The organism is Pseudomonas sp. TREG-RG-20F-10-E-6-01 (assembly GCF_022662455.1).
Classification (GTDB): Bacteria; Pseudomonadota; Gammaproteobacteria; order Pseudomonadales; family Pseudomonadaceae; genus Aquipseudomonas.
Map to the genome: position 1 here is coordinate 1 of NZ_JAKNQP010000012.1, position 13,787 is coordinate 13,787.

Genomic DNA, 13,787 nt, shown 5'->3' on the forward strand with positions numbered 1-13,787 from the left:
CAGGGACTTGGAAAAATACTAAGGCAGCAGTCAGTATTAATGCCGCGGAGAAAATAGCTAATGCGTGTGATCGAAGTAGAATCTCATCGACATTGTTCAATTTTAACTTCATCAGCAGCGCGGCACCTATCGCGCCTCCGGCTGTTGCGGAAACGATTACTGAAAAATTAACTGGAGGTAAGCCTTCGTAGGCTAGAAAGGACGCCAGATGCGGGTCGTAAATTCCCAAAGCCAGCGACGTCAGTAGGGAATACAAAAAGCCTATGCGTAGTTGAAAGGGCAAGGCGTTGAATATGGAAAGCCCTCTTGCTATGTCGCGATAGAATGAGAGAGTGTTCGTAGAGCAGTCGTTCATTTGCGTTTGAAATGTCAGACAAATAAGCCTTAGGGGTGGAAGGGTTAATAAAACGGCGGCAGCAGACAGAAAGAATAAATCCTTAGGTGATAATACTAGCGTTAATAAACCTGCAAATAGCGGCGCAAAAATTTTGGCGGATTGATCAAATATACTAACGTAGCTGAAGAAAGATTTACGCTCTTCAGAGCGTATCAGCTGTCGAACCATAATGGTTATTGAGGGGAAGTAGAATAAGTTTGACACACCTTTGAACAAAACGAAGAACAGAAAGCTCTGAAGGTCTGGAGACAATGCTAGCGCTACAGTAGATAGTGTGCGGAGTAAGGCGCCAAATACCAGTGTTTTCCTTACGTCATGCCGATCTATCAGCGTTCCGACGATAGGGCCAAGAAACAACATTGGGGCGCCCAAGCAAAAAGCCAGAAGCGCTATCGAGGAAGGAGAGGCATGCCATAGATAAACGGGAACCGTGAAAATCAAAAAGATATCAAGCCATAGTGATAGGCTAGATAGCGCTTGCACGTAAATGATTTTACTTGACATTTTCATTGTGCCGCACTGGATTAAGAAAAAGTGTGTCTTCGAATACGAAACCGTCGAGTTCATGTTCTCTGGCGAATCGATACAGGTCGCTCAACCTATTAATAAAGCCGCGGCCGTTAAAGTTTAGGGAGGTATTACAAAGTACTCCGACTCCTGACACATCACGATAGGCGCTCAGTAACTGGTGCATGCGAAGATTCTGCGATGCATTCACTGATTGGGGTCGCGCAGAGTTATCAACATGCGTTACAGCTGGAATTTTAGATGAAATAACTTTGCGAAATTCCAGCATGAAGGGTGAGGGGTTAGACGGGTAGAAGTATTCAGACATGCATTCTTCTAAACATATCGGCGCAATAGGCCGAAATCCCTCGCGCTTCTTGATTGTGTTCAATCTAACGAGGTTTTCTCTAGGGTAGGGCGCCGCTAATATTGAGCGATTTCCCAAGGCCCTAGGCCCCATTTCATATCTGCCTTGTACCCAGCCAAATATGCAGCCTTCATGAAGCAATCGCGCAACACGTCGCCTATCATAGGGTTCACTAATGAAGGTGCCGGTGCTATCTATGTCAGTGTGTGATGGCTCACCTGCATAGGGTGACCAAGTTATCTTAGCAAGTCCCTTGGTATGCAATAACGCATCAATCGCAGTTCCAATTGCAGATCCACTGTCGTTTGTGCACGGAGGAATAAATACATCAGAGAATAGTTGTGTTTCTTTCCATTTGGAGTTCCAGTCACAGTTTAATCCGCATCCGCCGACGATCAATAAAGGGGCATCATCAAAAACTAGTTGCTGTACGGCGTCACGAAATAGATTGAAAATTGCGTTTGACAGGTGATGTGCAAGTGATGCAAGTCGAGGGTCGTCAAGTCCAATGTTGTAATATTCACTGTTGCGGAAATGTTGCTTGTGAAGCTGTCTAAATTTCATGTTCTCGTCGAGTAGTGTCGCTATTATGTGCTTGGCGTCCTCATCAATTTCACCGTTTTCACAATAAGCAGCGAGCGCCATGAGTTTGCCAGCATCACTCAAACGAATTTGTCCGGCGCCAAGATTAAAAGTAGGATCCGCGAGCGCATATAAAAAAGCAAATCTGTCCCCGGGGTTATCAAGTGCACTACCTAATTTAATAATATTCACGTTCTCATCGATTCGATAGAATGCACCGAAGTAGCCCTCCCAGAGTAATGCGTAGCAAGGTTGTCCTTGTGGGAAGGGGGAGAGCCCGTATCCGCATAAAAGGTGTGAGCGCTCATGGGAAGATGAAAAATAAGTAACGTCGTGACCAAATATTGAGCGTTTGTGATGAATGATCTGCTTTAATCCAGAGTAACCTGCGCCAATGCTGTCGCTTTCTGAGCTCAGGCCTGTACTCCATCCACTCTGAGCTACTATGTCCACGGGTTTATTGATCATGTGAAAAATTTTCAACAGTGTGTCGGCCGTCACACTTGAAAAACGAAGGCCGTTATCTTTTTCTGCTTCGACGGAAAACTCCAAGTGGTTACCAATAATGAGAGCTACTGCCCCGTCATGTCCATCTTTAAGGCCAAGAATTACAATGTCATCATGTTTTACATTGAACATGCCCAGTCCCTCATCTGATTCCGTCTAGCAGTTCCCTTACTTCGGTGGTGTACGAACTCCCCGTTCCATGCCCCGCCCCCACCAAAAAAATGACTTGTTCCGAGGGAAGGTTTACGTCTAAGAGTTCATTTATTTCTTTGTCATGAAAGTAACCGGTCAACCAAGGATGTAAGCCAAGCGCGGTGATTAGCAAATTTGCAGTTTGTGATAAATGTCCAACGTCCAGCAGCATTGGGCGATAGGCACGAGAGTGGGGGTATTTCCACCAAAGCTTGTCAAAGCGAGAGGTGAAAAAAATTGCGAATGCTAAATTATTTGCCCAGTGCTGGCCGCATAAATAAGTAGACATCACTTCAGGAGGAAGATCACGTACTTTCTCCAACGTATGCTGCTCACTTATATAATGATAAATGCCAGGTGCGAGATCCTCGACGTTTCGTACCCATACATAACCCTCCGTCGCCTGTAGACCTCCGGCTGAAGGAGATGTCCTTCTGAAGCCGAACTTTTGAGCGCCAACCGGAGCGTCGTAATCGGTATCTTTTTTGTCTGCTAAAGTTCCATACAGTATGGTTGCCAGTGACAATATTGACACTGAAGTATCAAAGAAGTCTCGGCATGTATGACGTGCCAAAAGGGTCTCCCAAAGGCTCGCTTCCTTAATGGCTGAAATGTTTGGAGGTGGCAGTAATGTTCTTTCGCCACCTTTTATTAAAGAAATATTAGGTTCGTTTTTATGTATTGACTCACAAAAATTCAAGTAGCTTTTAGCGTATTCAATGTACATTTCAGGCTTGGCTGGAGTTGGCGAATTTGGATGAGATGTTCCAATATGGAATATTTTTGATAGCACGTCCCAACCCCATTCATCGGTTGGTTTGACTTCATGCAGTACTCCAGATGTGTCTATGGCTATGTCATCGTCTGTGTCCGATACGTAATCGCCTGCGGAAAAATTCACTAGCCGCTCAAATTCTCCAGTACTTATTTGATATTGAGCGTGATTTCTATAATCCCACAAATAAGCCGCGCCATCTTTAAGCACCAGAAATATGTCGTTCGAGAGCCATTTTTTTTTCGCAGTACACATAGCCGCCTGACCACCTATTAGTGAAGTTTATTTTTTGTGGCTGCCTGGTCCGGAGCCCAGGCGGTACATCATTATTTAACGTCTAGCTTTCTGCTGTCTGAAGCTTCGACAATGCTCCTCCCGTCGTTGGGAGTAAACTTGTAGTGGGGCACAGTCACCGTCTTGATTGAGAAGTGAGGGGTCTGGTATGCGTCGTTTGACTGATTGTTAAGCGTCGGTTCTATAATTACTCGTTTCATATATAGTTCCTCAGGGGTATTGCATTCGCAGAGTTGCGATGCGCTTAAACCGTATGAGTGCCTATTGTAATTGTCAATTTCAATTTTTGAAGTTTTATTGTTTTTCAGTTGAATCTTTGTGTGTTTTTTCGGAAGCGTGTCGGAATGTTCTGGTTGGTATTTCCTACATATAGCCCCACCATTGGTTTTAAAAAATACTGATTTTTATACAGTCCTGTAATATCTGGTTGCATTTAAGTCAAGGACCCAATGACGTCGTGGTACACATATGTTTTTCGCGGGTGGTCAATGCTAGAAGCGTTGAGTCGAGGACACCAAGCATGGCCATGGGGAGCCCACGTTGATTTTGACCTGTGGCTGGCAATTACCCTGCGGCCGATACCGGCGTACGTGATATCTATTGCGCGTTATGATGCGTTCGGTACTGCGGGTAGTTCTTCGAAGAACCAGCCGATCTTGAAGGGAACGATGTGCCAGCGCTCTTTAAAAGGCGAATAGAACGCCAAGATGAACTGAGTATCAGATGTTAAAAATTAAGCCCGCACTAATGCGGGCTTATTTATGGTCGGGATTTATCTGTTGTATTTATTGAAATGTCCGTTAAAGCGGACATTTGGGACGCTTTTCCCAAAAATGTCCGATATAGGGGACATCTGGTTTTTTTTTGAAGTGAGGCCTTGATTAGCCAGCAGTTGGCCTATCGAAGCCTCGATGTTCGATGACACGAAACACATCGCTCACGTCCTGCACCAGAATGCGCGCGGTGTTGGCTATGTTATTCAGGTCGCGCTCGGCGAAGTCCGGCAGGCTGGAGCAGGCGATCAGGTTGAGGTGTTCAAGGGCTGCGTTTAGGCGTTCGCGCAGGCAGGCGTGGAGGTCGAGCAGTGGGGCGTCGCTGTCGATTAATAGCACGGGGTAATCGGTGGCGGTTTCGGTGCATGGGGTGAAGCGGCGGGGTGGTAGTTGTTGGGTCATGGTGAATCCTTAACTCGAGAGAAGAATGACCACCGTTTGCTGCGAAACAAATTGGGTGGCAGCTGTACGCGGGTTCGCAGACCGAGGAGTTAAGACCCGGCAGACCCGAAGGTCTCCCACGCACAGCCGCCATAACAAGACGGCCGTTGGCAGGAGCGCCAGGGCAGTTTTGACGGGTGCGGAATTAACTCTGTAGGGCTGCGAAACCCTATCGCCGGTCAATGCCAGCGACGGGGCGAACTATAAGCGCCGATCTGGCCGGCCGCAACGGCTGCGTAGGACGAACACTGGACCTTCTGCCAAAGCCTAACCCCTGTGGGAGCCGGGCTTGCCCGCGATGGCGGTGTGTCAGTTAACGTAAATAATGGCTGAACCACCGCCATCGCGTGCAAGCCCGGCTCCCACAGGGAATAGTGAAGGGTTTGATCGTTTGGATTAACCGGTGAATTGTTCTTTAGCTAATCGGACATTGCCTACAAATCGAAAGGCCCCCGAATTCACAATCAGAAGTTTCCGTGAAGAGATATGTTATTTTCTCTTTGTTTCTCCAGTTTTTCTGTTTTAGTCGTGCGTCATTGAAAGTGCGCTTTTATCGGCATCGAATCATTTAAGGTTCGGCCTTGATGATATTCAATGATGGAGAATTGATGATGAATTTTATTTAAGTCGTTGGCGCTGTTCTGGTGTTGGCGGCAACGGGGTCTTTTGCCTACGCGGATGGCCGGATATTCACCGAGTCTGTTGATAATAAAGGCCAGGTCATTGCGCAATCGCCCCAGTGGCTGAAAGAGGTGAAGTTAACGGCGCAGCCTGATTACTTCTCAGAATACAAAGTCCGCTTTGTGCCCGGCGTTTTCAAACAGCCGCCACTTTCTGTTCAGTTTCAGTAACAGATGTAAGCTCCAATGATCATATCTTCTATGGCCATGCGAAGTTGGGCAGTCTGCCGGCAATTAACTACGTGAATGTCTTGACACTTAAGGTGGGCGATAATAAACCGGCGGGTGATTCGTCGATGGGTTTCATGTTGATGTGTGTTGAATAAATATTACTTCTCAGAAGCCCCGGTATTGCCGGGGCTTCTCTCAATCATTACTCGTGATCAATATCCAACTTCGCAAACGTCACCCGCGCGCCTTCCTTGCTATTACCGCTGTTGTCCTGCACATACGCCCCCGCCTTGAAGTACAACGGCTTGGCACCCCATGCGGCACCAATGCGCTCATTCCACTGGCCGTCAGCGGCCTCGACGGTCAACAGCCCGGCTTTATTGAGGTTGATCACGTAGGTGAAACTCTTCTCCAGCGGCACATTGGAGGCCACGATAATCACGCGGCCGTCATCCTCGTCCGGGCGCATGCGCACTTTGGCGACAATATTGCCGGTCTGGGTCTTTTCCTTGAATTGGTATTCGAGCTTGATCAGGGGTTTCTGGCTGTCATAGGCGTGGATCTGACCGATGACCACTTTGCCGCTGGAGGGCACCTGGTTGACGGCCAGGGTGGCGCGCAGAAAGTTGTCGGCATCGGGGTAGGTCCAATTGCGCAAACGCCCGTCGGCGTAAGTTTCGCGCAATTCGCTGCGCGGGTAGACGGCGTTTTCTGTGCGCGTGCCGGTCACGGGTGTCCAGAATTGCACGTCGCTGCCTTCGGCCTGGAAATATTGGTCCTTGAAGCCGCTAAGCAGTTTCGGGGTGTCGATGGTCGTGGGCGGCGAGCCGACCGGAATGCTCAGGTTCCAGGTGGAAAGGTCGATCATGGTGTTGGCCTTTTTACAGAGGTGAGGCTTTGGCCCGGGGGCCATTCAGGTTCTTTATAGGCGGTGATCGTCCGGTTGTTAAACAATTGCTGGCAATTTATTGGCGTCAGAGGAATGCCAAAAAGCCATGTTTCCCATGGGCCGCGGGCTGTAGCGCTTGACCGTTAGTCGGCTTCCTGAGCTTTGGCGCAATGATGGCACCCGGGTCACTTCTGCTTTTTTAGAACCGGGGCTAGAGTGAGGCCTCAGTGTTTGTCCGGTTTTTATATCAGAAGTGACCGGTACAGCCCTTCAAGGAAGAGACGTAGCATGGATTGCGCTCCACACCCCGGCGACGGCAGTTCGGTTCTTCTGGTGGTTGATGACTACCCGGAAAACCTCATCAGCATGCGTGCGCTTTTGCAGCGTGAAGATTGGCACGTGATGACCGCCGCTTCCGGGCTGGAAGCGTTGGAGTTACTGCTCGCACACGAAGTCGACCTGGTCTTGCTGGATGTGCGCATGCCCGGCATGGACGGCTTTGAGGTTGCGCGCCTGATGCGTGGCAGCCAACGCACGCGCATGACGCCGATTATCTTCCTGACCGCCCATGCCCAGTCGCCTGCCTCCGTATTGGAAGGCTATGCCAGCGGCGCCATTGATTACCTGTTCAAGCCCTTCGACCCACACATTCTCAAGCCCAAGGTGCAGGCGTTGCTGGAACACCAGCGCAACCGCCGTGCCTTGCAGCGCCTGAGCCATGACCTGGAATCCGCGCGCGCCTTTAACGCCTCGGTGCTCGACAACGCCGCCGAGGGCATCCTGGTGGTGGGCGAGGGCAGTGTGATCGAGTACGCCAACCCGGCCATTTCTCGGCTGCTGAATGCGACGATGGCCGAGTTGCAGGGCGAAAGCTTTTTGAGCTTTCTGCAAAAGCCCCATGTGCCGGCCTGGCTGGGGTTCCCGATGTACGAGGCGTATCGCAAGGGTGAGACATGGCGCCAGCACGACGCCATTTTACGCACCAGTCGCGGCCAGCAGGTGCCGGTGGCGTTGTCCTGCGCGCCGTTACCCGCCGAGCAGAAGGCTATGGTCGTGACGGTGCTGGACATGTCCGAGGTGCGCCATCTGCACCAGCAACTGGAGTTCCAGGCGGTGACCGACCCGTTGACCGGCCTGCTGAACCGACGCGGCTTTCACCAGGCAGTGGAAAACACGTTGCTGCGCAACGAGCGAAACGAGCAGTCGCTGGTGCTGCTCTACCTGGACCTCGACGGCTTCAAGCGGGTCAACGATTCGTTGGGCCACGACGCCGGAGATCGGGTGCTGCGTTGGGTCTCTGAACAAATGCAGGCGTGTCTGCGTTCCTACGACATTCTTGGGCGGATGGGCGGGGATGAGTTCACCGCATTGGTGGAGCTGGAATTCCCGGAACAGGCGGCGAAGATTTCGGAAAAACTGATCGAGCGCGTGTCGGTGTGTCAGCAGGTCGACGGTTTGGATGTGATGCTCGGCGTCAGCATTGGCATTGCGACTTTCCCGGACTGCGGCTCTGACCTCAATGGCCTGCTGCGCGCGGCCGACATCGCCATGTACGAAGCCAAGCGTGCGGGGCGTCAGCAATATCGCTATTACGATCAGGAAATGAACGGCCGCGCCCGCTCGCGTCTGATGCTTGAAGACAGCGTGCGTACCGCGATTCAAAACAAGGATTTCACCTTGGTGTACCAGCCCCAGGTCTCGCTGGAAGACGGACGCTTGCGTGGCGTCGAAGCGTTGTTGCGCTGGCAGCACCCGAGCGTCGGCGATGTGCCGCCGGGCTTGTTTTTGCCGTTGCTCGAAGAGGCGCGGCTGATCAGCCAGTTGAGCGCCTGGATCTACCAGCAGGTCGCCGCCCAACGCCAGGCCTGGCAAACCAGCTTCGATGAAGAACTGGTGCTGAGCGTGAGCCTGAGCAGCAGTCAGTTCAACATGCCCAACCTGGCCGGCCAGCTGCAGCAGGTACTCGAGCGACATGGGTTGCAGGCGCGGCAGCTGGAGGTGGAAATCAGTGAAGACAGCCTGATGAGCAACCTTGATGAAACCAACAAGCAGCTCAGGTTGCTGCGGCGGATCGGCGTGCGTATCGCCCTGGATGACTTTGGTTTGGGCCAGTGTTCCCTGGCCCATCTGCGTGACCTGGAGTTCGACACGTTGAAGCTTGACCCGCAATTGGTGGCGCGTCTGCCGGGTTCGGTGCGGGACGCCGCGATGGCCCGCAGCATCATCCAGTTGTGCGGGCATTTTGATGTGTTGGTGATCGCCGAAGGCGTGGAAACACTCGAGCAGGCGCAATGGCTGAAGGCCAATGGTTGCTCGTTCGTCCAAGGAGCATGGGCGGCTCAGCCCCTGATTGCTGACGAAGTGGCCGATTGGTCTCACCCCCGTCTGCTTTGAATTCGCTACACTGGCGCCCATTCGAACCCTGTTGCAGACCCCATGACCGCGCTGAAATACCTCCAGGCTTACCCCGCAGCGCTCCAGGAGCAAGTGCGCCAGATGATCGCCAAGGATCAGTTGGGCGCCTACCTGGAGCAACGCTACCCCGAGCGCCATGCGGTGCAAAGTGACAAGGCGTTGTACAGCTATGCCCTGGCCTTGAAGCAGGAACACCTGCGTAACGCGCCGGCCATCGACAAAGTGCTGTTCGACAACCGCCTGGACCTGACCCACCGCGCCTTGGGCCTGCACACCACGATTTCACGGGTGCAGGGCGGCAATCTCAAATCCAAGAAAGAGATTCGCATCGCGGCGTTGTTCAAAGAGGCGGCGCCGGAATTTCTGCGCATGATCGTGGTGCACGAGCTGGCGCACTTCAAGGAATCGGACCACAACAAGGCGTTCTACAAACTCTGCGAATACATGATGCCCGGCTACCATCAGGTGGAATTCGACCTGCGGGTGTACCTCACGTATCGCGACTTGCAGGGCAAGCCCTAACCTCACCAGGCGACCAAGCATGGACGTGAGCAAGACCAAAAGCAGTTTCTATCGCCGCCTGTACGTGGCGTACCTGATCGACAGCGGGCTGGCCAGCAGCGTCCCGGCGTTGACCGACGCCACCGGCATGCCGCGGCGCACGGCGCAGGACACGATTGCGGCATTGGCCGACCTGGATATCCTGTGCGAGTTCGAGCAGGAAGACGGCGCGCGCAATCATGCCGGGCGCTATCGGATTCGTAGCTGGGGGGCGATTGACCGCAAGTGGATCGAGGCGAATCTGGGGGCGATCAAGCAGGTGTTGGGTTATCCCTGACACCGGCTGGTGGTTGGTCTGGCCTCATCGCAGGCAAGCCAGCTCCCACCTGTTAAGTTGTGAACGCTGCCAAAGGTGGGAGCTGGCTTGCCTGCGATGGCGCCCTCACTGACGCCGCATACCAATGTGCGGAATATCGTCCTCCAGGTATTCCTCACCCTCCGCCACAAACCCGTACCGCCCGTAATACCCCTGCAAATGCGCCTGGGCTGACAGAAAGATCGGCGTTTCAGGCCAGATGTCGTCAATGCGCTTGAGGGCTTCTTCCATCATTTGATGGCCCAGCCCGGTGCCGCGTGCCACTGGCGCGACGATCACTCGGCCAATCACCACATCACCGCCCTGGGATTCGGGGTCCAGCAGCCGCAGGTAGGCCACCAGCTCATCATCTTTCCAGGCCATCAGGTGGTGGGTATCACCCGAAAGGTCCTGCCCGTCGAGGTCCGGATACACGCACTGCTGTTCAACGACAAAGACCTCGCTGCGCAGGCGCAAAAGAGCGTAGAGCTGGTTCTTGCCCAAGTCTTCCTGGTGTTTGCAGACCCAACTAACCGTCATGGTGTGTTCTCTTGTTAATGGCTGGAGCCGATAGTAAGCGTGACGGTCAGAGCTGTCTAAATTCAGCATTTTTGTGAATGGCGTCAATTTGCCATCATTCCGTACGCGCGCGGCCCGGTTCTTTGTGTAATCTGCAATGCAGGCTCATTGATGAGCTACTGTTATCAAGCCACTGCCTGCCCGCCAAGGACTTTAAGCATGCCGCGATTTTCTCGTGCCGTTGCTTTGATAGGAGTGTTGTTGCTGACCACGCCAGCGGTCGCACAACGTCTGCGTTTGGTGGCGGATGCCTGGCCACCGTTTACTGATTCGACATTGATCAACGGTGGGTTGGCCACCGACATTGTCAGCACGGCCCTGGCGCGCGCCGGCTACGCCAGTGACTTTGAGCAGGTACCTTGGGCACGTGCGTTGATGGGCGTGGGTGATGGCCGCTATGACGTGTTGATCAATGCCTGGTACGACGAGGCGCGCACGCAACTGGGGCAATTTTCCGCTGAGTACCTGCTCAACCGCGTGAGGTTTATCAAGCGCCGGGACGACCCCATTGAGTATCAGAACCTTGAACAGCTGCACGGTGAGCCCATCGCCGTGGTGCGCGGGTATGCCTATTCGGCGGCGTTCGACCAGGATGCGCAGTTGCAGAAAGTGCCGGTGCATAACTTCGCCATGGCCGTGCGCATGCTCGCGGCGCAACGCGTGAGGCTGACGCTGGAGGACGAATATGTCGCCCGCTATTACCTGGCGCGCGAGTCGCCACGGGTGCGCAATGCGGTGGAGTTTTTACCCCAGGCGTTGAGCGAAAACAGCCTGCATATTCTGGTCAGCCTGAAGAACCCCGAGCATGCGCAGATTGTTGCCGGTTTCGACCGGGAAATTGCCAAGATGAAGGTCGATGGCAGTTATGCGCGGCTGATGAAGGCGCATGGGATGTGAACGGGGTGAACGCTTTATTGTGCCAAGCAGGCTTCTCGTGGCAAGCGGTCTTCCTGTGGTAAGGCGGCTTCCTGTGGCGAGCGGGCTTGCCCCGCGTTGGGCTGCGCAGCAGCCCCAATACCTGACACCTTGATTTACCTGATGCACCGTGGCGGTCTTTTCTGGGGCCGCTTCGCGCCCCAACGCGGGGCAAGCCCGCTCGCCACAAGAAGCCCGCTCGCCACAAGAAGCCTGCTCGCCACAGGAAGCCCACCCGCCACAGGAAGCACCGCAGCCATTAAGCCGCGCGGGTGTCCTTGATCAGGTGCGCCGCCAGCGTGCGCAGCGGCCCCAGTTGCCGGCAGATCAACGCCAACTGCGTCTGCACCAACCGCTGCCCTTCATCGATCTCATCCGGCATCTGCTCCAGGTCCGCTGCCAGGGCTTCTTCGGCGTCGCTTTGAATCGCGATCGGCTGCTTGTTGGCCAGCCCCGTGGCGATCTCGTCGATGCTCGCTGCCAGGCTGTTGCCGGCGCCGTCGATCAAGTGCTCACGCACTTCGGCCGGCAGTTGGGTTTCGCGGTGTGCGCCCAGACCCGACAGGTAACTGAGCAGGGTGTGCGACAGCACCAAAAAGCGGAAGCCTACGTCAGCTTCTTTGCGAAAGTGCCCAGGCTCCATCAGCATGTTCGCCAGCGTGGTGGACAGCGCCGCATCGGCGTTGTGCGCGTTGCGCCGGGCCAGGCGGTAGGCCAGGTCGTCGCTCTTGCCGGCGGCGTATTGCTGCATGATCTGGCGCAGGTAGATGCTGTTGCAGGTCAGGGTGTTGGCCAGCACCTTGTTCAGGCGCCGGCCCTGCCAGTCCGGCAGGAACAGGAATACCGCCAGGCCCGCGATCAGGCTGCCAATCAGCGTATCGAACAGCCGTGGCAGGAACAGCCCGTAGCCATCACCCACCTGGTTGAAGCAGAACAACACCATCAAGGTGATTGCCGCCGTGGCCAGGGTGTAGCGGGTGGTGCGGTTGATAAAGAACACCAGGCCGGCGGCGATGGCGAACAGCGACTGCACCAGCGGGCTTGGGAACAGGTCGAACAGTGCCCAGGCCACGGTCAGGCCGATGGCCGTGCCGATGATCCGTTGGCCGAGTTTGCGCCGGGTGGCGCCGTAGTTGGGCTGGCACACGAACAGGGTGGTGAGGATGATCCAATAACCCTGGGAGGCGTGAATCGCATGCAGGGTGCCGTAGCCAATGGTCAGCGCCAGGGCCAGGCGCAAGGCATGGCGGAACAGCAGCGAGGTCGGCGTCAGTTGCGTGCGCAGCCGCGTCCACATTTCCTTGAGGTTGCGTGGCGCACGGTCCAGCAGGTTGCTGTCGGTGGCGTCCGCGAGGGCGTCGGGGTTGCTGGCGTCGCCGAGCAGGCGGTCGAGGGTCGACAGGTTGGCTGCCAGGGCGCGCAACGAGCGCAGCAGACCGCGCCAGGCCGGGTTGCTCTGGATGCGCAGGTGTTCCAGCGAGGCATTCAGGTCGCCCAGCGCTTCGGCAAAGCTGTCGTCATAAATGAACGGCTGGCGCAGCTGGATCGACTCGCCCAGGGTCTGGCAGGCCTTGCCTTGCTGGCGCAGCAGGCGCTGACAGCGGAACAGCACGTCGCTGTGGAAAAAGGCGTCAGCCAGGGCGTTGTACGGGTAGTGCGAGGAGCTGGCGCGTTCGTGGATGTCCTGGGCGAGGAAGTACAGCTTCAAGTAGCGGCTGACCTTCGAGCCGGGCCGACCATTGCCCACGCGGTGCAGGATGATTTCCTTCGCCGCATTCAGCGCTGCCACAACGCGCCCGTTTTGCTGGGCGAGTTCCAGGCGGCGCGCTTCCACGTCCAACTGGCGGATCGGTTCGAACAGCGACGATTTGAGCTTGAGATAACGCCCCAACTCGCGAAACAGCCGCGCCAGGCTTTGCTGCACCGGCTGGTTGGAAAACAGCACCTGCCACAGCACCGAGAGCACGCCATACCAGGCAGCACCGGCCACCAGCAGCAGCGGCTCATGCCAGAAATCAGAGACGGCGCCACCGCGCTGGTCCACACCAATCATGGTGTACACCGACAGAATCAGCGTCGCCGAAGCAATCGCGCCATAGCGTTCGCCCAGCGCACCCAGCATGGTCAGGCAGAAACTGGCCAGGGCCAGGGCGATCGCGAACATCCACGGGTAAGGGAACAGCAGCTCCACCGACAGCGCGGCGATGCTGAAGCACACCAGCGTCACCGCCAGAGCGTTGAGGCGGCCTTGCCAACTGTCATCGGTCTCGGCCAGGGCGCTGGCGATAATCCCCAGGAACAGCGGGATCAGCAGCGTCATTTCGTCCTGATACCAGCACAGCGCCATGCTGCCGGTGAGGGCGATGAACACCCGTACGCTGTAGCTGAATTTATCCAGCGCCCACAGGCGCCGCATGGACTGCTTGAACGAGGTCGATGACATGAAG

The 13,787-nt window shown here is 54.9% G+C and carries 11 protein-coding genes; 4 read left to right on the plus strand and 7 right to left on the minus strand.

Translation table 11 applies throughout. From position 1 onward, the window contains the following. From L8K08_RS25015 to L8K08_RS25035, 5 genes are all read right to left on the minus strand, one after another. A partial coding sequence (locus L8K08_RS25015) for an MFS transporter (protein WP_242200596.1) occupies nt 1–901 on the minus strand: 901 nt, incomplete at its 3' end. Continuing rightward, nucleotides 891–2,492, minus strand: coding sequence for a carbamoyltransferase C-terminal domain-containing protein (locus L8K08_RS25020; RefSeq protein WP_242200599.1), 1,602 nt, complete (start codon nt 2,490–2,492; stop codon nt 891–893). The genes L8K08_RS25020 and L8K08_RS25015, both read right to left, overlap by 11 nt. Before the next feature lie 10 nt (nt 2,493–2,502). Next, complete coding sequence (locus L8K08_RS25025; RefSeq protein WP_145157619.1) at nt 2,503–3,582, minus strand: SagB family peptide dehydrogenase; 1,080 nt, start codon at nt 3,580–3,582, stop codon at nt 2,503–2,505. Between the two features lie 920 nt (nt 3,583–4,502). Continuing rightward, nucleotides 4,503–4,796, minus strand: coding sequence for a fructose-bisphosphate aldolase (locus L8K08_RS25030; protein ID WP_242200600.1), 294 nt, complete (start codon nt 4,794–4,796; stop codon nt 4,503–4,505). 1,092 nt (nt 4,797–5,888) lie between these two features. After that, on the minus strand, nt 5,889–6,554 hold the full coding sequence (locus L8K08_RS25035; RefSeq protein ID WP_242200602.1) for a polysaccharide lyase family 7 protein: 666 nt from the start codon (nt 6,552–6,554) through the stop codon (nt 5,889–5,891). 309 nt (nt 6,555–6,863) lie between these two features. Here L8K08_RS25035 and L8K08_RS25040 point away from each other — a divergent pair, with 309 nt between their 5' ends. Genes L8K08_RS25040 through L8K08_RS25050 form a run of 3 tightly spaced genes read left to right on the plus strand, consistent with a single transcriptional unit; the run spans nt 6,864 to nt 9,828 of the window. Beyond that, complete coding sequence (locus L8K08_RS25040; protein WP_242200604.1) at nt 6,864–8,969, plus strand: EAL domain-containing protein; 2,106 nt, start codon at nt 6,864–6,866, stop codon at nt 8,967–8,969. Nucleotides 8,970–9,011: 42 nt separating this feature from the next. Next, nucleotides 9,012–9,512 (plus strand): M48 family metallopeptidase, encoded by a 501-nt coding sequence (locus tag L8K08_RS25045; RefSeq protein WP_094949103.1) that lies wholly within the window; start codon nt 9,012–9,014, stop codon nt 9,510–9,512. 19 nt (nt 9,513–9,531) lie between these two features. Beyond that, nucleotides 9,532–9,828, plus strand: coding sequence for a winged helix-turn-helix domain-containing protein (locus L8K08_RS25050; RefSeq protein ID WP_106575620.1), 297 nt, complete (start codon nt 9,532–9,534; stop codon nt 9,826–9,828). A gap of 105 nt (nt 9,829–9,933) precedes the next feature. Here L8K08_RS25050 and L8K08_RS25055 read toward each other — a convergent pair whose 3' ends face one another. Continuing rightward, nucleotides 9,934–10,386, minus strand: a complete 453-nt coding sequence (locus L8K08_RS25055) for a GNAT family N-acetyltransferase (RefSeq protein ID WP_242200606.1) — start codon at nt 10,384–10,386, stop codon at nt 9,934–9,936. 198 nt (nt 10,387–10,584) lie between these two features. Here L8K08_RS25055 and L8K08_RS25060 point away from each other — a divergent pair, with 198 nt between their 5' ends. Beyond that, nucleotides 10,585–11,322: a transporter substrate-binding domain-containing protein gene (locus L8K08_RS25060; RefSeq protein ID WP_242200609.1), complete on the plus strand. Its 738-nt coding sequence runs from the start codon at nt 10,585–10,587 to the stop codon at nt 11,320–11,322. A gap of 277 nt (nt 11,323–11,599) precedes the next feature. Here L8K08_RS25060 and yccS read toward each other — a convergent pair whose 3' ends face one another. After that, nucleotides 11,600–13,783 (minus strand): YccS family putative transporter, encoded by a 2,184-nt coding sequence (yccS, locus tag L8K08_RS25065; protein WP_145157603.1) that lies wholly within the window; start codon nt 13,781–13,783, stop codon nt 11,600–11,602. Between the last annotated feature and the right edge of the window lie 4 nt (nt 13,784–13,787).